General features: G+C 71.6%; 16 protein-coding genes. 11 read left to right on the top strand and 5 right to left on the bottom strand.

The window, feature by feature from the left end:
• Window positions 1-104 precede the first annotated feature (104 nt).
• The 3 genes from OHS58_RS22000 (at window position 105) to OHS58_RS21990 (ending at window position 2,630) form a co-directional block, all read left to right on the top strand.
• Window positions 105-647, top strand: a complete 543-nt coding sequence (locus OHS58_RS22000; RefSeq protein WP_326954669.1) for a snapalysin family zinc-dependent metalloprotease — start codon at window positions 105-107, stop codon at window positions 645-647.
• 115 nt (window positions 648-762) lie between these two features.
• Complete coding sequence (locus OHS58_RS21995; RefSeq protein ID WP_328649668.1) at window positions 763-1,980, top strand: sensor histidine kinase; 1,218 nt, start codon at window positions 763-765, stop codon at window positions 1,978-1,980.
• Window positions 1,977-2,630, top strand: a complete 654-nt coding sequence (locus OHS58_RS21990; RefSeq protein WP_328649667.1) for a response regulator transcription factor — start codon at window positions 1,977-1,979, stop codon at window positions 2,628-2,630. The genes OHS58_RS21995 and OHS58_RS21990 overlap by 4 nt, the downstream gene beginning before the upstream one ends.
• Here the strand turns inward: OHS58_RS21990 and OHS58_RS21985 are convergent.
• From OHS58_RS21985 to cysD, 3 genes are all read right to left on the bottom strand, one after another.
• Entirely contained in the window at window positions 2,627-3,781 is a 1,155-nt protein-coding gene (locus tag OHS58_RS21985) for a trypsin-like serine peptidase (RefSeq protein ID WP_328649666.1), read from the bottom strand. The two genes, OHS58_RS21990 and OHS58_RS21985, sit on opposite strands and share 4 nt — an antisense overlap.
• A 107-nt stretch (window positions 3,782-3,888) precedes the next feature.
• Entirely contained in the window at window positions 3,889-5,700 is a 1,812-nt protein-coding gene (gene cysC, locus OHS58_RS21980; RefSeq protein WP_328649665.1) for an adenylyl-sulfate kinase, read from the bottom strand.
• Window positions 5,700-6,632 carry a sulfate adenylyltransferase subunit CysD gene (gene cysD / locus OHS58_RS21975; protein ID WP_328649664.1) on the bottom strand — a complete coding sequence of 311 codons (933 nt, stop codon included), beginning with the start codon at window positions 6,630-6,632 and terminating at the stop codon, window positions 5,700-5,702. The genes cysC and cysD overlap by 1 nt, the downstream gene beginning before the upstream one ends.
• A gap of 39 nt (window positions 6,633-6,671) precedes the next feature.
• On the opposite strand from cysD, the gene OHS58_RS21970 reads away from it, so the two are divergent.
• Genes OHS58_RS21970 through OHS58_RS21955 form a run of 4 tightly spaced genes read left to right on the top strand, consistent with a single transcriptional unit; the run spans window position 6,672 to window position 10,292 of the window.
• Window positions 6,672-7,151 carry a nuclear transport factor 2 family protein gene (locus OHS58_RS21970; RefSeq protein ID WP_326947904.1) on the top strand — a complete coding sequence of 160 codons (480 nt, stop codon included), beginning with the start codon at window positions 6,672-6,674 and terminating at the stop codon, window positions 7,149-7,151.
• Window positions 7,148-8,338: a hypothetical protein gene (locus OHS58_RS21965; protein WP_328649663.1), complete on the top strand. Its 1,191-nt coding sequence runs from the start codon at window positions 7,148-7,150 to the stop codon at window positions 8,336-8,338. The genes OHS58_RS21970 and OHS58_RS21965 overlap by 4 nt, the downstream gene beginning before the upstream one ends.
• Before the next feature lie 2 nt (window positions 8,339-8,340).
• Complete coding sequence (locus OHS58_RS21960) at window positions 8,341-9,123, top strand: SDR family oxidoreductase (protein ID WP_326951485.1); 783 nt, start codon at window positions 8,341-8,343, stop codon at window positions 9,121-9,123.
• An 8-nt stretch (window positions 9,124-9,131) separates the two neighbouring features.
• Window positions 9,132-10,292 (top strand): sulfotransferase family protein, encoded by a 1,161-nt coding sequence (locus OHS58_RS21955; protein WP_328649662.1) that lies wholly within the window; start codon window positions 9,132-9,134, stop codon window positions 10,290-10,292.
• Between the two features lie 247 nt (window positions 10,293-10,539).
• Here OHS58_RS21955 and OHS58_RS21950 read toward each other — a convergent pair whose 3' ends face one another.
• Complete coding sequence (locus OHS58_RS21950; protein ID WP_328649661.1) at window positions 10,540-12,201, bottom strand: GGDEF domain-containing protein; 1,662 nt, start codon at window positions 12,199-12,201, stop codon at window positions 10,540-10,542.
• A 137-nt stretch (window positions 12,202-12,338) separates the two neighbouring features.
• Between OHS58_RS21950 and OHS58_RS21945 the strand changes: the two genes are divergently transcribed.
• Together OHS58_RS21945 and OHS58_RS21940 are read left to right on the top strand one after the other, a co-directional pair.
• Window positions 12,339-12,692 carry an ArsR/SmtB family transcription factor gene (locus tag OHS58_RS21945; protein WP_326947908.1) on the top strand — a complete coding sequence of 118 codons (354 nt, stop codon included), beginning with the start codon at window positions 12,339-12,341 and terminating at the stop codon, window positions 12,690-12,692.
• Window positions 12,689-13,324, top strand: a complete 636-nt coding sequence (locus OHS58_RS21940) for an SRPBCC family protein (RefSeq protein ID WP_328649660.1) — start codon at window positions 12,689-12,691, stop codon at window positions 13,322-13,324. The genes OHS58_RS21945 and OHS58_RS21940 overlap by 4 nt, the downstream gene beginning before the upstream one ends.
• A gap of 199 nt (window positions 13,325-13,523) precedes the next feature.
• Here OHS58_RS21940 and OHS58_RS21935 read toward each other — a convergent pair whose 3' ends face one another.
• Window positions 13,524-13,901, bottom strand: coding sequence for a PASTA domain-containing protein (locus OHS58_RS21935; RefSeq protein ID WP_328649659.1), 378 nt, complete (start codon window positions 13,899-13,901; stop codon window positions 13,524-13,526).
• A 101-nt stretch (window positions 13,902-14,002) separates the two neighbouring features.
• Between OHS58_RS21935 and OHS58_RS21930 the strand changes: the two genes are divergently transcribed.
• Both OHS58_RS21930 and OHS58_RS21925 read left to right on the top strand, forming a co-directional pair.
• Window positions 14,003-15,571: a deoxyguanosinetriphosphate triphosphohydrolase family protein gene (locus tag OHS58_RS21930; RefSeq protein WP_326947911.1), complete on the top strand. Its 1,569-nt coding sequence runs from the start codon at window positions 14,003-14,005 to the stop codon at window positions 15,569-15,571.
• Between the two features lie 306 nt (window positions 15,572-15,877).
• Window positions 15,878-18,757, top strand: a complete 2,880-nt coding sequence (locus OHS58_RS21925) for a S8 family serine peptidase (protein ID WP_328649658.1) — start codon at window positions 15,878-15,880, stop codon at window positions 18,755-18,757.
• Window positions 18,758-18,774: the final 17 nt, after the last annotated feature.

Here is an 18,774-nt window from a genome sequence, read left to right as displayed (position 1 = left end):
CGCGAGGGAGCTACTTTCGGCCGTGGCCACCAGGTGACGTTGACTTCTAACCTGACCGCGCGAACTACGGTGAAGTGTTCTCTAAACGGACAAAAGGAGACACGATGAACGGACGTCTGCTCGGCCGGGTCCTGGTGCTGGCCGCCGCGGTCGCGGTGCCCCTGGGCGCCGGGCTCACCACCGCTTCGGCCGCGCCGGCCGCGGTCACGACGGTGTACTACAACTCGTCGGGCGCGGCCGACTACCTCGCCCAGATCGACCAGGGCGCGGCCAACTGGAACGCCGTGGTCACCGACGTCAAGCTGGTCAAGCGCAGCAGCGGTGCCACGGTGGTGTTCCACGAGATCCACAGCGGCGGCTCGTACACCAACACGAACGGCCACGGCCGCGGCGACATCTACCTCGACACGAGCCAGGTCGCCGAGGGCTTCGACCCGACGCGCATCGCCGCGCACGAGCTGGGCCACAACCTCGGCCTGCCGGACGACTACACGGGCCCGTGCACCGAGCTGATGTCCGGCCACGGCCCGGGCACGGCGTGCAAGAACGCGAAGCCGTCCGCGGCGGAGGCGACCAAGGTCCAGTCCCTGTGGAGGAACGGCTTCGCGGCAGCCCGCACGGCGGAGACCCGCCAGGTCGCCTACTAGCCGGTCCCGGTCGTGAGTGTTTAGGGCGGTTAGAACCGCCCTAAACACTCACGACGGGCGCGCCCTCCATCGCGAGAGGGAAGCGCCTGACCCCGCGGCCTGCGAAGATCGGCTTGTGCGTGTACTCCGGCCGCTGGTGAGCAGGGCTACCTACCGCCGCTGGGTGTATCTCGTCCTCGGTGGGGCGATCAGCGTGCCCTACCTGCTCTTCGCCGCCGTGGCTGTGCCGTCGCTGCTGCCCTTCACCACCACGCTGGACCGGGCCGCCGGGATCGGTGGCCTTGTCACGCTGCTCGTCGTGGCCGGGACCGCGTTCCTGCCCGCCGTGCACGTGCTCGAGTCCACCGCCGTCCGGGAGCTGCTCGACAATCCCGCTCCCGGCGCGCCCGCGAAACCGCACACCCGGCCGGGGCGGGTCCGGGCGGCCGTGATGTTTGCGCTGCACGTGCTCGTCGGGTGCGGCGTCAGCCTGGTCAGCCTCGCCGCGCCCGTCGCCTTCGGGCTCTCCGTGAGCGCCGTGTTCACCGGCAACCTGATCCAAGGCGAGGCCGAGGTCACCGTGCCGAAGGGCTGGGCGTCCGCGTGGATCCCCGTCGTCTTCGCGGTGGCCGTCGTCGTGCTGATCTACGCCGTGTGGGTGATCGGCGGGGTCCTGCGGCTGGCCGCGCAACGGCTGCTCGGGATGACCGCCGCCGATCGGATCGCGCAGCTGGAACGGCGGACCGAGCTGCTCGCCGAGCGCAACCGGCTGGCCCGGGAGCTGCACGACTCGGTGGGGCACGCGCTGAGCGTCGTCTCGATCCAGGCCGGCGCCGCCCGGCGGACGCTGCGCACTGATCCGGACTTCGCCGAACGCGCGCTCGGCGCCATCGAGGACTCGGCCCGCACCGCGCTCGACGACCTCGACCACGTGCTCGGGCTGCTGCGCGAGGAGGCCGCGGGCCGGACGCCGCAGCCGTCGCTGACCAACCTGCCGAACCTTCTCGAAGCGACGCGGCTGGCCGGCACCGAGGTCACCGCCGGCGTCGACGGCGATCTGGCCGCCGTGCCGCCGGTGGTGTCGCGCGAGGTCTACCGGATCCTGCAGGAATGCCTGACCAACGCCGTGCGGCACGCCGGTAAGGTCCCGGTGACGCTGGACGTCGACGTCGCGGCCACCGGCCTCGTCGCCCGGGTCGGCAACCCGCTCGGCAGCGCGACGCCGCGGTCGGGCCGCCGGGGCCTGCGCGGGATGGCCGAGCGGGCGGCGGTGCTCGGTGGCGAGCTGACGGCCGGACGGTCCGGCGAGCGGTGGGAGGTCGTGGTGCGGGTGCCGTGGGGGAGCGGGCGATGAACGTCGGGGTGCTGCTGGTCGACGACGAGCCGCTGATCCGCGCCGGCCTGAAGGCCATCATCGACAGCGAAGCCGGCCTCGCCGTGCTGGGCGAGGCCGCCGACGGCGCCGAGGTGCCCGGGCTGGTGGCCCGGCTGCACCCCGACGTCGTCCTGATGGACGTCCGGATGCCCGCGGTGGACGGGATCCGCGCCACCACGCATCTGATGTCCACTGTGGATAGTCCGCCGAAGGTGATCGTGGTGACCACCTTCGAGAACGACGACTACGTCTACGACGCGCTCGTCGCCGGCGCCAGCGGGTTCCTGCTCAAGCGGGCTCGCCCGGAGGAGATCGTCGCGGCGATCCGGACGGTGGTGGCGGGGGAGTCGCTGCTGTTCCCGGCGGCGATCCGCAAGCTGGCCGCCCGGCACTCGCCGTCGCCGGCGGGCGACGGCCTGGCGAGTGCCGGGCTGACCGAGCGGGAGCGCGAAGTGCTGCGCCTGATGGCCGCCGGACTGTCCAATGTGGAGATCGCGACCGAGCTGTACCTGGGCATCCAGACCGTGAAGACCCACGTCGGCAACGTACTGGCCAAGCTCGGGGCCCGCGACCGCACCCAGGCCGTCGTCCGCGCCTACGACTCCGGGTTCGTGACGCCGGCGGGTTAGCCCCACATCCCGCGGGCCCAGCTCGCGGCCTGGGTGAAGCCCGCGCCGCCGGAGGCGCAGGAGAGCGTCTCCGTGCCGAAGATCGTCCCGTCGTGCTCGACGCCGTGGTGCACGCCGATCGCGTACGGGCCGTCGTCCCACCAGCCCCACAGCGGCGCGCCCGAGACGCCGGACGCCTCGTCGGCGTCGCTCTCGACCTGGGTGGTGTCGTAGCTCGTGCCGTTGACGGTGATGTCGTCACCGTCGTCGTCGTCGCGGACGGCGATGGCTGGCTCGTACGACATCGACGTCAGGCTGACGTCGTACGGGAAGCCCGCCATGGTCCAGTAGTCCCCGTCCTCCCAGGCGCTGTTGTACCCGCGGTAGCCGAAGTAGCCGACGTTGTCCCCGATCGGGTCCCACAGCTGGCAGACCTTGATGTCGCTGCCCGAGTCCGAGTTCCACGACCAGTAGCTCCGGACGTAGCTGACCAGGCCGGCGCCGAACACGGACTGGCCGTTCCAGCACGCCGGGATCACCTTGATCTGCCACGGCCCGCTCGTCGGCGGGCCCACGTGACCGCTGGTCATCAGCGTGCTGCGGCCGATCAGGTAGCCGGTCGCCTCGGACGTGGTGACCCAGCTCCCGCCCGGCGTCGGCTGGTAGCTGCAGTACAGCTTGCAGACCGCCGTGTACGGGTACGCCGACGGGTAGACCAGCGACCGGGACTCGCCGTCGATGATCGTGCTGTGGTTCTCCGACAACAGGGTCTTCGTGCCGCGGGAGGTGATGCCGCGCCGCGTCGGGCCGAGTGACGTGGTCGTCTTCGGGTGGATGCCCAGCGGGACGCCCTTCGGCCGGTGCGGCGCGCCCGTGGGGGCGTCGGCCCGGACCCGACGGCGAGCGCGGTCCGCGCGCTGGTCCGCCGTGCGGGTGCGGACCTCGCCCTCGTTCGCCTCGACGCCGGGGAGGCCGTACAGCACCGGGCCGTCCGTGCGCAGGGTGAACGCGCCGTCGTACGCGGCGCTCCGCACCACCTCGACGTCGCGGCCGCCGCCGGTCCACAGGGCGTTGGCCGACTCGGTCACCACGCCCCAGGGCCGGGTGTCCTCGCCTTCGTCTTCGGGCTCGAATTCGAGCAGCCGGGTCTGGCTCCACGGTCCGTCGGTCATGGTCGCTCCCTCGCAGGTCCGAACCGCCGCGTGCGGTTCGTCCGGAAGAGCGCGCCGACGGCCGCAAAAATACATCCGGACCGCGAGTCCGCCCGGACGGGCAGCGGTCAGCCGACGTCGTCGAGCAGGGCCTGGATCGCCGCGGCCATCGCGGCCGGGTCGCCGTCGCCGGGACGAAGCACCAGGTCAGGGGACGCGGGCCGCTCGTACGGCGCGTCGATGCCGGTGAACCCGGTGATCTCCCCGGCGCGCGCCTTCGCGTACATCCCCTTCGGGTCACGCGCCTCGCACACCTCCAGGGGCGTGTCGACGAAGACCTCGACGAACGGGAGGTCGCCGTGCGCCTCCCGCGCGAGCCGCCGGTCGGCTTCGTACGGGCTGATCAGCGACGCGATCGCGACGACACCCGCGTCCGCGAACAGGCGAGCGACCTCCGCGACGCGCCGGACGTTCTCCGCGCGGTCCGCCGGGCTGAAGCCGAGCCCCGCGTTGAGCCCGTGCCGCAGGTTGTCGCCGTCCAGGAGGTAGGCCGGACGGCCCGCCGCGACGAGACGGCGTTCCAGCTCCACCGCCACCGACGACTTGCCCGACGCCGAGAGCCCGGTCAGCCACACCGTCGCGCCGTGGGTCGGCCGGTCCTCGCGGCGCACCGCCGTGGTGTGCCAGACGACCGGGGACGCCGCGGCGCCGGTGATCATCCCGGCGGCGACCGTGTCGCCGGTGTGCTCGTCGACCAGCAGGAACCCGCCGGTCGCGCGGTTGCGGCGGTAGGCGTCGAACAGCAGGGGCGCGCGGGTGCGCAGCCGGATCCGGCCGATGTCGTTCAGCCCCAACGACTCCGCCGTCTCGTCGCGGTGCAGGGTGGTGACGTCGAGGCGGTAGTCCAGCCGCTCCACGGACCCGCGTGTCTCGGTGGTCGTGTGCCGGACGACGTAGGTCGCGCCCGGCGTCAGCTCGGCCCGCTCGGAGAACCAGCAGACCAGCGCGTCGACCTCGCGGGCCGACTCCGCGCGGTTGCCCGGCCGGCACAGCATCGCGCCGCGGCCGAGATCGAGGTCGTCGGCCAGTTCGACCGTCACGGCCTGTCCGGTGAACGCCTCGGACAGCGGTGTTCCGCCCGGGCCCCACACCGCGCGGACCTGGGTGGTGAACCCGGACGGCAGCGCCACGACTTCGTCACCCGCCTTGAAGACGCCGCCGGCGATCGTGCCCGCGTAGCCGCGGAAGTCCGAGCGCCGGATCACGTACTGCACCGGGAACCGCGCGTCGATCAGGTTGCGGTCGGAGGCGACGTGCACCTCTTCCAGCTGGTGCAGCAGTGAAGTCCCTTCGTACCAGGGCATGCTGGCGCTGCGGTGGACGACGTTGTCGCCGTGCAGCGCCGAGACCGGCACGAACGTCAGGTCGGCGACGTCGAGCTTCATCGCGAACCGCCGGAAGTCCTCGCGGATCTCGTCGAACCGCTCCTGCGACCAGCCGACGAGGTCCATCTTGTTGACGCACACCACGAGGTGCCCGATGCCCAGCAGCGACGCGAGGAACGCGTGCCGCCGCGACTGTTCGAGGACGCCCTTGCGCGCGTCGACGAGGACCAGCGCCAGGTCGGCGGTGGACGCGCCGGTCACCATGTTCCGGGTGTACTGCAGGTGCCCCGGCGTGTCCGCGATGATGAACTTCCGCTTGGGCGTGGCGAAGTAGCGGTGCGCGACGTCGATCGTGATGCCCTGCTCGCGTTCGGCACGCAGGCCGTCGGTGAGCAGCGCGAGGTCCGGGTAGTCCTCGCCGCGCTCGCGGCTCGTGCGTTCGAGGGCGGCGAGCTGGTCGGTGAAGATCGCCTTCGAGTCGAACAGTAGCCGGCCGATCAGCGTGGACTTCCCGTCGTCCACACTGCCCGCGGTGGCGATCCTCAGCAGCTGCATCAGAAGTAGCCTTCCCGCTTGCGGTCTTCCATGCCGGCCTCGGAAATCCGGTCGTCCGCGCGGGTCGCACCGCGCTCGGTGATCCGCGTCGCGGCGACTTCGGCGACCACTTCGGACGGTGTGGCCGCAGACGATTCGACGCAGCCGGTGCACGTCGCGTCGCCGACGGTCCGAAAGCGCACGGTCGCCTCGTACGGCGTCTCACCGTCCACAAGGGACAAGAACCGGGTCGCCGCGAGCAGCATGCCGTCGCGCTGGACGACCTCGCGGCGGTGCGCGTAGTACAACGGTGGCAACGAGATCCGCTCGTCGCGGATGTACTGCCAGATGTCCAGCTCGGTCCAGTTCGACAGCGGGAAGACGCGGATGTGCTCGCCGCGCCGGTGCCGCCCGTTGTAGAGGTTCCACAGCTCGGGCCGCTGCGCGCGCGGGTCCCACTGGCCGTGCTCGTCGCGGAAGCTGAACACGCGCTCCTTGGCCCGTGCCTTCTCCTCGTCGCGGCGGGCGCCGCCGAACACGGCGTCGAAGCCGCCTTCGCGGATCGCGCGCAGCAGCGTGGCCGTCTGCAGCCGGTTGCGGCTGGCCCGCGGGCCGGTCTCCTCGACGACGCGCCCGGCGTCGAGGTCGTCCTGCACGCTCGCGACGTGCAGCCGCAGGCCGAGGGAGGCGACGGTCTCGTCGCGGAACCGCAGCACCTCGTCGAAGTTGTGGCCGGTGTCGACGTGCAGCACCGGGAACGGCAGCGGCGCCGGCCAGAACGCCTTCGCGGCGGCGTGCAGCATCACCACCGAGTCCTTGCCGCCGGAGAAGAGCAGGACGGGGTGTTCGAAGGTCGCCGCGACTTCGCGGAAGACGTGCACGGCCTCCGCTTCGAGCGCGGCCAGGTGCGACAGCTCGTACGAGGTCACGGACACCCGAAAAAAGTAGAACATGTTCTTGTCATCGGTCAAGCGGTGCGGGACCCTGTGACGATGGACCTGGTCGTACTCGAAGAGATCCGCCGGCTGAAGTACCGCTACCTGCGCGCGGTCGACCTGAAGCAGTGGGACGAGGTGGCCGACACGTTCACCGTCGACGCCACGGCCGACTACGGGACCCGCGCCACGGGCCGTGAAGGGCATCAGCTCGCCGGCCGCGACGCGATCCTCGAGTTCCTCACCAAGAGCCTCGGCAACGGCATCATCACCGTGCACCACGCAGGTCAGCCCGAGATCGACGTCGACGGCGACACCGCGACCGGGCGGTGGGCGTTCACCGACAAGGTGATCGTGCCGGACCACAAGGTGATCATCGACGGCGCCGCGTTCTACGAGGACACCTACCGCCGTGACACCGACGGCGCCTGGCGGATGACGCACATCGGCTACACGCGGACGTACGAGTCGATGACCTCCTGGGAGGGCGACGCGGGCTTCCGGCTGCTCGCCAACCGCTGGGCCGTGCCCGCATGATCGAGAACGAGTTCTCGCTGACGCGGCCGTTCGCCGAGGCGATCGTCGAGGCCGAAAACCTGCTCGCGAGCGCGCCGCACGTGAAGACCGAGCAGGACCTCCTGGAGGGGTACGACTACCTCGCCGGCAGCATCCGCGCGTCGCTGCAGATGGCCTGGGCCTACCAGCGCGACTTCCCGTACTTCACGGCGTCCACCGGCCCGTACACGAAGATGGGGCTGGACAACCCGGACACGCTCTACTTCAACGCGAACATCCGCGACGACCGTGAGTACCTGGTCACCGGCGTCCGGGGGACCACCGCCGACCTGAGCTTCCAGATCCTCAACGGCGACTACTCGCCGGTCGTGGTGCCCGACAGCCTCGCCGCGTTCGACGACCGGGCCATCGAAATCGGCGAAGACGGCCGGTTCGAGCTGCGGTTCGGCCCGGCGCGCGAGAACCCCGGGCCGAACTACTTCACCCTCGGCGCCGGTTCGTCGATGCTCGTCGTGCGCGAGGTCCACAGCGACTGGGCGACCGAACGGCGTGGCGAGATCCGCATCCAGTGCGTCGACACCGCCGGGCAGGCGCCGCCGGTGCCGGACCGGCCGGCGCTGGCCAAGCGCTACGGCGTCACCGGCAAGATCCTGCTGAGCCGGCTGAAGACGTTCCTGGCCTTCCCGAAGTGGTTCTACGACGACCTGCCGGTGAACACGATGACCGAGCCGCGCTCGACGCCAGGCGGGCTGACCACGCAGTTCTCCTCGGCCGGGCACTACGAGCTGGGCGACGAAGAGGCGATGATCGTCACCGTCCCGCGCTGCGCCGACGCGCCGTACCAGGGCATCCAGCTCGGCAGCCTCTGGTACGTCTCGCTCGACTACATCAACCACCAGACGAGCCTCACCGCCGACCAGGCGCGCGTCGACCCGGACGGCAAGATCCGGTTCGTCATCAGCGAACGCGACCCCGGGCTGGCGAACTGGCTGGAGCGCACCGGGCACGACCGCGGGTACGTCCAGATCCGCTGGCAGCGGATCGCGCGGGACCTCGGCCCGGCCGACGGCCCGGTCGTCGAGGTAGTCAAGGTGGCCGACCTGCCGGACCGGGTGCCGTTCTACAACGAGGCCCGGGTGACGCCCGAGGAGTGGGCGGCGAGGATCGCGGCCCGGCAGGACGCCGTCGCCGCCAGGATGCTGGGGTGAGCATGTCGGAGTTGTTGCGGGACAAGGTGGTCGTCGTCTCGGGGATCGGCCCGGGGCTCGGCCGGTCGATCGCCGTGCGCAGTGCCATGGCCGGCGCGGACGTCGTGCTCGCCGCGCGCACCGAGTCGCGGCTCACCGAAGTCGCGAAGGAGGTCACCGACCTCGGACGCCGCGCCGTCGCGATCCGGACCGACATCGACGACGCCGACTCCGCGGCGAACCTGGTGAGCGAGGCCGTCGAGGCGTTCGGCCGGGTGGACGCGGTGGTGCACAACGCCTTCGCCGTCCCGCCGCTGACCGATCTGGCCACTGTGGACTTCGACGCCGTCCGCGCGGGTTTCGAGACCGCGGCGATCTCCGTGCTGCGGCTGACCCGGCTGTTCCTGCCCGCGCTCAAGGAGAGCAAGGGCTCGCTGGTGATGATCAACTCGGCCGTGCTGCGGCACTCGCGGCGGACGTTCGGCGCGTACAAGATGGCGAAGTCGTCGCTGCTGTCGCTGTCGCAGAGCCTCGCGAGCGAGCTCGGGCCGGACGGCATCCGCGTCAACACGGTCGCGCCCGGGTACATCTGGGCGCCGAACCTCAAGTGGTACTTCAACTACCTGGCCAAGGAACGCGGGATCACGTCGGAGGAGGTCTACGCCGAGACGGCGTCGACGATCGACCTGCGCAAGCTGCCGGAACCGGACGAGATCGCCGACGCCGTGGTGTTCCTCGCCTCGCCGATGGCGCGCGCGATCACCGGGCAGTGCCTCGACGTCAACGGCGGCGAGTACCACCATTAGGAGGATCCATGCTCCCCGGCCGGGCCGACCTGGGCACGTTCGACGACCTGCACGCCTCGGCGTCGAAGCTCACCGGGCTCGACGACTTCGGCGGCGACGAGTACGTCGAGGGCCTGCGCGTGCTGCTGGAGTCGTTCGAGGCCGACGAGGACCTGACGCCGTTCGGGAACAAGGTGCACCGCGCGATGCTGCGCGGCGCTTTGGTGGCTCGATTGCTCAGCGAGGTGGGCTGGAAGCAGCACCCGGCTTACGTGGACGTCCCAGTGGAGCGGCCGATCTTCGTCACCGGCCTGCCCCGCACCGGCACGACGGCGTTGCACCGGCTGCTCGTCGAGGACCCCGCGCACCAAGGGCTCGAGGTGTGGCTCGCCGAGGTCCCGCAGCCGCGGCCGCCGCGCGCGACGTGGGCGGAGAACCCGGTGTTCCAGGGGATCCAGGCCGGCTACGAGCGCCACCACGTCGAGCACCCGGAGTTCATGGGGGTGCACCACATGTCCGCCGACCAGGTGGAGGAGTGCTGGCAGCTGCTGCGGCAGTCGATGCGGTCGGTGTCGTTCGAGTGCCTCGCGCACCTGCCGCGTTACTCGCGCTGGCTGGCGAAGCAGGACTGGACGGACGCCTACGCCCGGCACCGCCGCAACCTGCAGTTGATCGGGCTGCCGGACGCCGGTAAGCGGTGGGTGCTCAAGAACCCGAGTCACCTGTTCGCGCTGGACGCCCTGATGGCGGCGTACCCGGACGCGCTGGTGATCCAGACGCACCGCGCGCCGCGCACGATCATGGGCTCGATGTGCAGCCTGGCGGAGAAGGCCGCGGACGGCTGGTCGACGAAGTTCCGCGGCGAGGTGATCGGCCGTTCGCAGCTGGACCTGTGGGCCCGCGGCGCGGACGAGTTCCACGCGGCGCGGTCCCGTTATGACGCGGCGCAGTTCTACGACGTGGCGTACGAGGATTTCGTCGCGGACCCGATCGGGACGGTGTCCACTGTGTACGACCACTTCGGACTGTCACTGACTCCTTCGGCGCGTTCCGCGATGACGTCGGTGCACGAGGCGAGCCGCACGGGCGCGGCGAAGCCGGTGCACAAGTACAGCCTGGCGGACTTCGGCCTGACGGCGGAGGAAGTCGACGAGCGTTTCGAGGATTACTCGCGTACCTACGGCTCGTGAGTGTTTAGGGCGGTTAGAACCGCCCTAAACACTCACGACAAGCCGCGGCAGAGGGCTAACCGGTGGTGGCCTGCAGTCCACGCGTCCCGATGTCTCAGGACTCCGGCCTGGTCCGCGCTTTGGTGGCTGATGACTCTGGGCGCCGCCGTGTTCGCGGTGCCGTGCGACTTCCGCGCGGTGCGAGGGTCGTGAGTGGTAATGAGTGTTCTAACCCGCATTACCACTCACGACCAGCCGCGGCAGGCTCCTAACCGGCGGCGGCCTGCAGTCCTCGGGTCCCGATGCCGCGCAGCACTTCCACGCGTTCCGCGCCCGGGCGGCTCAGCACCCAGCTTGACCCCGGGACCGACTTCGCGCGCTTCTTCAGCGGCGCCAGCAGCCGCGAAACCTCCTGGTACGACCGGATCGAGCCGCTTCCGCAGACCAGTGTCGCCAGCGAGACCGTCACCGGGAGGCCGTCCGCCGACCAGTGGCGGTCCAGCAGTGCTCCCGCCACCGTGGCGATCTCGTCGACGTCGCAGACCACCAGGAAGTCGTCGCCGCCGACGTGGCTGACCCGCATCCGGCGCAGGCCGCCCGCCTGTGCGGTGAGCGCCGCGCCCAGTTCGCGGATCAGATCGTCGCCCGCGGCGAAACCCGCCGTGTCGTTGACCGTCTTGAACGCGTCGATGTCCAGCCACGCGGCCACGAACGCCTCGCCGATGGTGATGCGGCGGGCGACGTCGCGGGCCACCGTGTCGCTGCCCGGCAGCCGGGTCAGCGGGTTCAGCGCCGCCGCGGCCTCGACCTTCGCCTCGGCCACGCCGCGGACCACCTCGGTCACCAGCACGACGCCGAGGCAGCGGCCGGCGTCGTCGACCACCACGACGTCGTCGCCGGTGCGACCCCAGTCGGCGTCGGTGACCAGCTCGAGGAACTCCATCGCCCCGGCGCGCGCTTCGATCGTGTGCGGGGCGTCCGCCAGCCGCGCCGCCGGGCGCTTCGCGTGCAGCGCGTGACCGTACGGCCCGGTGACGGCGACCAGGAACCGCGTCCGGTCGACCGACCAGCGGGGCCGGTTCAGCTCGTCGACGCCGATGACGCCCGACGGCGCGTCCGCGGCCGCGAGCACCTCGCGGACCTCGTCGCACGTCGCCGTTTCCGGCAACGTCGTGGCCGGGCGCAGGAAGTCGCCGACGCACGGTGCGGGTCCGGGGGCGGCGACGGCGGGCGCCCGGGTGAGCAGCGCCGGCGCCGGGCCGGCCGCCGTCGGCGGGGCGAGCAGGTTGCCCTGGGCGATCCGGATGCCGAGGCCGCGGACCGCGTCGAGCTGGGCGTCGGTCTCCAGGCCGGTCGCGACCAGCCGGGTGCCGGTGCGGGTGGTGTAGTGCAGCATCGCCTCGGCGACGGCGACCGACGCCGGGTCGTCCGGCAGCCCGCGCAGCACCGTGCGATCCAGCTTGACCAGGTCGACCGGCGCCTCGATCAGCAGACTCAGCGGCAGGTCGCCGCGGCCGAGGCCGTCGAGCGCGAGGCGGAAGCCGAGGTCGGCCAGCGCCCGCATCCCGCCCAGCGCGCGCTCGGCCGGCAGCGGGGAGAACGGCGGGCCGAGCTCGAGGACGACGTCGCGGGTGCGGCGCCCGGCGTCGCCGAGCTCGGCCAGGAGGTCGTCGAACATCGCCGGCGGCGCGCCGAGCGTGCGGGCGGAGAGGTTCAGGTGCAGCGGGAGCGACGTCTCGTCCTGCCGGACGGCGGCGATCGCGAGGCCGAGGTCCACCTCGGCGAGCCGGCCCTCGCGGCGCGCCTGCGTCAGCAGCTCCGCGACGGTGCCGTGGGCCGGCCTGGCCAGCGCTTCGTGAGCCACGACGCCCCCGGTGTGGAGGCTGTACAGCGGCTGGAAAGCGAAGCGGACCGCGCGTGGCGACTTCACGCTCCCGATGCTCGCCGGTCGCGCGCCGAAACGAAACCCATGTCAGCTGATGTTCATCGCAGCGGCACCCGGGTTACGCACATCGGGTTACTGGATCACGCTTGACTTATATAAGTGGCCGCTTGTAGTTTGGCCGGGTGCACGCGTTCGACGTCCTCGGCGACCCGGTCCGCCGCCGCATCCTGGAGCTGCTGGCCGACGGCGAGCGGGCCGCCGGCGCGGTCACCGAGGTGATCCGGGCCGAGTTCGGCATCTCGCAACCCGCGGTGTCCCAGCACCTGAAAGTGCTGCGGGACAACGGCTTCGCGCTCGTCCGTCAGGAGGGCACGCGCCGGCTGTACGCGGTCGGGCACGAGCCGCTGCGCGACGTCGACGTCTGGCTCGACCGGTTCCGCCGGTCCTGGACCCCGCACCTCGACGCCCTGGCCACCGAAATCGCCCGCGGCAAGCGCTCCCGGCGCCTCCGTGAAGAAGAAGGAGACTCTCCGTGATCGACTCCAGCCACCAGATCAGCGCCGTCCGCCGGACGCTCGGCGACCGGGTGATCGACGCGAAGGACGCCCGCGTCCTGACCATCAGCCAGGTCTACGACACCGACGTCGACGACCTCTGGGACGCCTGCACGAACGCCGAGCGCATCCCGCGCTGGTTCCTGCCGGTCACCGGCGAGCTGAAGCTCGGCGGGCACTACCAGCTGGAAGGCAACGCGGGCGGCACGGTCGAGCGCTGCGAGCCGCCGCACAGCTTCGCCGCGACGTGGGAATTCGGCGACACCGTCAGCTGGATCGAGGTGCGGCTGACGCCGGAGGGCGCGGGCACGCGGTTCGAGCTGGAGCACGTCGCGCACGTCGACGACCGCTGGGACGAGTTCGGCCCGGGCGCGGTCGGCATCGGCTGGGACGGCATGCTGGTCGGCCTGGTCCTGCACCTGGCCGACCCGGGCCAGGCCGTCGACCCGGAGGCGGCGATGGCCTGGATGATGTCGCCGTCGGGCGTCGAGTTCATGACGGCGTCGAGCGAAGCCTGGTACCAGGCCGACGTCGCGGCGGGCGCCGACCCGGTCAACGCCCGCGCGGCCGCCGACCGCACCTTGGCGGCGTACACGACCCCGCCGGAGGCCTGACCAAGGCCGTGTCGACCCCGCAATCACACGTGATGCCCCTTCAATCACACGTGATGCCTCCACGATCACGGGTGGGCCCCTTTCGGGCATGGGCGGCGCGGGGCATTTCGCGTGATCCAGCGGGCATCTCGCGTGATCAGAGAGGCATCACCCGTGATTGGAGGGTCGACTCGCGTGATTGCGGGGTCGACACGGCGGGTCAGCGCTCCGTGGCCTTGACCGCGGTCAAGGTGATCACCGCGTCGGGCTGGACCTCGGTGCCCGGGGCCGGGTCCTGGCCCGTCTGGACCCAGTTGCGGTCGATCAGCAGCGCGCGGCCCTGGCCGGTGCCGTCGACCTCGCGCAGGTTGTAGAGGCCGGCTTTCTGCATCGCGTTCTGGGCGTCCTGGTGGTTCATGCCGGAGACGTCCGGGACCTTGATCAACGCGGCGGACGTCGGTGCCGCCGACGTCGGCTCGGCGGCGGCGGCGGAGGTGGATGTAGCGGACGTGGTGGTCGCTCCGGGGCCGGCGCCGCAGGCGGCGAGCCCGGCGCTCAGCACCACAGCGGCGGCGGCGACGCGGATCGGACTGATCATGGCAGCTCCTCGGTGGGCGGATACCCCGTCAGTCGGCCCGTGAACACGCGGTGTTGCCCATCGATCGGGTGATTCCGGGGGCGCCGGATAAGGTCGGGCGTATGGATCACGGCACCGAAACGGACCCCCGGGCGGCTCGACGGGACCCGGTGGCCAACGCCGGCGGGTTCACCGACCTGGCGAGCAGCCCGTTCCGGATCGACCGCGACCGGATCGCCGCGTCGCCGTTCTTCGCGCGGCTCGGCGGCGTGACGCAGGTGGTCAGCGCCGGCGGGGCCGGGCTGCTGCACAACCGGCTCACCCACAGCCTGAAGGTCGCGCAGGTCGCGCGGGCCATCGCCGAGCGGATCACCGCCGGGCCCGAAGCCGACCTGGCCGCGAAGCTGGGCGGCTGCGACCCGGACGTCGCCGAGGCCGCCGCGCTCGCGCACGACCTCGGGCACCCGCCGTTCGGGCACCTCGGCGAGCAGACGCTCGACCGCATCGCGCGCCACCGCTTCGGCCTCGCCGACGGCTTCGAGGGCAACGCGCAGTCGTTCCGCATCATCACCACGACCGACGTGCGCGGGCCGTCGGCGATCGGGCTGGACCTCACCACCGCCGTGCGCGCCGCGGTCCTCAAGTACCCGTGGCTGCGGCTGCACCACCCCGCGCCGCACCCGTCGGAGATGGCCGTCCCGCCGCGCGGCGCCGCCGAGCCGGACGACCACCCGGGCACCGGCGCGGCCAAGTTCTCCGCCTACGCCACCGAGCTGGACGACTTCGAGCAGGCGCGCGCGGCGTTCGCCGGCCGCGTCGAGAGCTGGCAGCAGACGGTCGAGGCGTCCGTGATGGACACCGCCGACGACATCGCCTACGCCATCCACGACCTGCAGGACTTCCACCGCATCGGCGTCCTGCAGCACGCGCCGGTCGCGGCGGAGCTGGGGGAGTGGCTGCTGCACGCCGACGAGCTGGCCGGGCTCGACGACGAGACGCTGTACGCCGAGCTGCGCCGGCCGGGCCGGTCGCTGGAACGCCTGCGCCGCCGGATGCACGCCAAGGACGCGTGGATCGTCGACGACGACGCCTTCGCCGCGGCGGTCGCGCGGGTGCGCGCGGAGCTCGTCGACGGGCTGCTGGCGGGCGCCTTCGACGGCTCGACCGAGGCCGAGCAGGCGACGGCGGCGTTCTCCGCGAACTGGACCGCCCGGCTGGTCGACGGCGTGTTCGTGGTCGCGTCGCCGTCCACCCGCGCCGGCCACGTGACGCTCGCGACGGCCCAGTGGCACGAGGTCCAGGTGCTCAAGTTCGTGCACCGGCGGTTCGTGCTGCTGCGCCCGGACCTCGCGCTGCACCAGCGCGGCCAGGCCGGCGTGGTCGCGAGCCTGGTCGACGCGCTCGACGCCTGGCTGCTGGACCGTGACGAGGTCTCCCGGCTGCCCCGTCGGCTGCACGACCTGGTCGAGCTGGCCCGCGCCGAGTACACGGGCCTCGCGCGCACGGCGCCGGAACTGCTGGTCGGCGCCACGGGCGAGCCGGTGACCGGCCGCGACGCGGTCCGCAACCTCGCACGCGGCCGGGCGGTGGTGGACTTCGTGGCGTCGCTGACGGACAAGCAGGCGGTGACCCTTTTGGACGCTTTGTCCGGCCGGTCGGCGCAGCCGTGGTCGGACTCGTTCGTCCTCTGACGGACCATGTCCGATTCTTGTCCGATCGCGACGATCCCGTGCAGTGGTATCGCTTGACGCGGCTGGTCCGTTTCGTTCGTCCTGTAACGGTTGAGCGGTTCCGCTGAACGGCCTACGACTTACGGTCCATTCAGGAAAATACCCATCCGATGTCACTCGAACGGCTGATGCTTACAGAGAACTCACAGTACTTAGCTTGGTCCCGTCGGTGATCACCGGCGTCGGTCAGCGTGAGTCGGGGCACGCGCCTGGAGATATCGGAGGGCGCACGTGCGTCGTACCCGTTCCACGAGATCGAGATCCACTGTGCTCACGGCCGGAGCGGCGGCGTTGCTCGCCGCGCTCGGCCTGGTGTCGCCGCCCGCCGCGGGCGCTGCCACCGCGTCCACACCGGACACCTTCACCGCCACCGCGCAGCAGCAGATCGCCGCGCTCCAGGCCGTCAAGGCCGGGAAAACCGGGGCTGAGTCCAAAGTAGACAGCAAGCTGCTCGTCGCCGAAAAGGGCGTCGGGAAGCAGCTGAACGCACTGCAGTCCGGGGCCGCTGTCTCGAATACCGGGACGGTGCTGGTCGACATCCGCGCGACCAAGGTCTCCCCGGACCTCATCTCCGGGCTCACCAAGGCCGGGGCGGGCATCCGCGCGGTGTCCGACCGGTACGGCAGCATCCGGGCCGAGGTGCCGCTGGCCGCCGTCAGCGCGATCGCCGCCCGCGGCGACGTCAAGCGCGTCGAGCAGGCCGACCAGGCCCTGACCGCCCGCGAACTGGCCACCCCCGCGACGACGCCGGGCAAGGCCGCCGAGACCAAGCAGCAGAAGGCCGCCCGCATCTCGGGTGAGCTGCAGAAGGCCCTGTCGAGCAAGACCCAGCAGCGCAGCGCCGCCGCGGCCGCCACGCTGACCAGCCAGGGCGACCGCGCGCACAACGCCGACATCGCCCGCCAGCAGTTCGGCGTCACCGGCGTCGGCGTCAAGGCGTGCGCCCTGTCGGACGGCGTCGACTCGCTGGCCACCTCGCAGGCCAAGGGTGAGCTGCCGCCGAACGTCGACGTCATCGCCGGGCAGGAGGGCGACGGCGACGAGGGCACCGCGATGCTCGAGATCATCCACGACCTCGCGCCCAACGCCGCGCTCGGCTTCGCGTCGGCGTTCAACTCCGACGCCAGCTTCGCGGACAACATCCGCAAGCTCCGCTTCGAGTCGCACTGCGACGTCATCGTCGACGACGTCATCTACTTCAAGGAAAGCCCGTTCCAGGACTGGATCATCGCCCAGGCCGTGAACGACGTGACGGCGAACGGCGCGCTGTACTTCTCCTCGGCGGGCAACGAGGGCAACGTCCTCGACGGCACCGCCGGGCACTGGGAAGGCGACTTCGTCGACTCGGGCAAGTCGGTCGGCAAGTTCGCCGGTGTCGCGCACAACTTCGCCGGCGCGGCGGGCAACCAGATCTACGAGCCCCTCTCCGACGCGTCCTCGGCCGGCGTGCCGGTGACGCTGCACTGGTCGGACCCGCTCGGCGCCTCGTCGAACGACTACGACCTCTACCTGCTGAACTCGGCGGGCGCGGTCGTGGACTTCAGCCAGGACGTCCAGGACGGCACCCAGGACCCGTTCGAGATCCTGCAGACGCCGGCGTTCGGCGGCACGGGCCTGCGCCTGGCCGTCGTGAAGTTCTCGGGTGAAGGCCGTTACCTGTCGCTGTCCGCGCTGCGCGGGCGGTTCAAGGACTCGGCGGACGGCCTCAAGGCCTACAACACCCCGGGCGTGACGGTCGGCCACTCGGCCGCGCGCGACGCCTTCAGCGTGGCCGCCACCCCGGCGGCCGCGGCGTTCGGCCGGCCCCTCGAGCCGGGTGACCCGGCCAACCCGACCGGTCCGTTCCCGGGCTCGTTCAGCAGCACCTCCAAGGCCGAGCGGTTCAGCTCCGACGGCCCGCGGCGCGTGTTCTACGAGGCCGACGGCACCCCGATCACCCCGGGCAACGTCTCCTCGACCGGTGGTGAGGTCCGGAACAAGCCGGAGATCACCGCGGCCGACGGCGTCCAGACCAGCGTGACCGGCTTCAGCCCGTTCTTCGGCACGTCGGCCGCCGCGCCGCACGCCGGGGCCATCGCGGCGCTGGTGCTCTCGGGCAACCCCGGCCTGCCGCCGGCGGAGGTCCGCGAAGCGCTGATCAACACCGCCGTCGACATCGAGACCCCGGGCCGCGACAACGTCACCGGCTCGGGCGTCATCCTCGCCGACAAGGTGCTCGCCTACACCGGCGCCAGCCCGCAGCCGCTCGCCGTGGCCAAGCAGCCGACGGTCACCCCGGCCGACGGCGGCTCGTCGCTCGACCCGGGCGACACCGCCAAGGTGACCCTGCCGGTGACCAACGACGGTGACGGCGCCGCCGTCTCCACCAGCGTCGTGCTCACCAGCCCGACCCCGGGCGTGACCGTGGCGCCGCGCTCGAAGTCCTACGGCACCATCAGCCCGGGACAGACCGGCGTCAACGACTTCACCATCACCGTCCCGGCGAGCCAGCAGCTCGGCGTGCCGGTCGTGCTGAACGCCAAGGTCAGCTTCGCCGGTGCGCACTCGCCCACCACGACGACGTTCTCGCTCCCGGTCGGCACCCCGTCGCCGGTCGCGCAGGACTTCGCCTACACCGGCGCGCCGGTCGCGATCCCGGACAACAGCCCGGTAGGCGCTTCGGTGACCATCCCGGTCACCGGGGTCGGCCGCGCCGCGAAGGTGTCGTTCTCCGTGGACGGCACCACCTGCAGCACCGACCCGCTCTCGACGGCGGTCGGCCTGAACCACTCCTACGTCGGTGACCTGGTCGGCTCGCTGACCTCGCCGTCCGGGGCCAAGGCCACGGTGTTCCAGCGCAACGGCGGTTCGGGCAAGAACCTGTGCAAGGTCGTGTTCGCCGACGACGCGGCGGTCGCGTTCAGCACGGTGACGTCGGCCAACGCGCCGTTCACCGGCTCGTACAAGCCGGCGAACGCCCTCGGCAGCCTGGCCGGGGCCGTCGTCGACGGCACCTGGACGTTCGGGGTGGTCGACGCGGCCGGCGGCGACGTCGGCTCGATCCGCTCGGTCGCCCTGCACATCAACGGGTTCGTCCAGCCGGCGGCCGCCGGCCGGCCGGCGAACGTGCACGGCGCGACGAACAACGGGCCGGTGCACCCGCAGTAAGTTCGCACTAAAGCCGT

This window comes from Amycolatopsis sp. NBC_00348 (assembly GCF_036114655.1).
Lineage (GTDB): Bacteria > Actinomycetota > Actinomycetes > Mycobacteriales > Pseudonocardiaceae > Amycolatopsis.
Note: the sequence above shows the minus strand (reverse complement) of the source record. Positions and strands in the feature narration are given on the sequence as shown.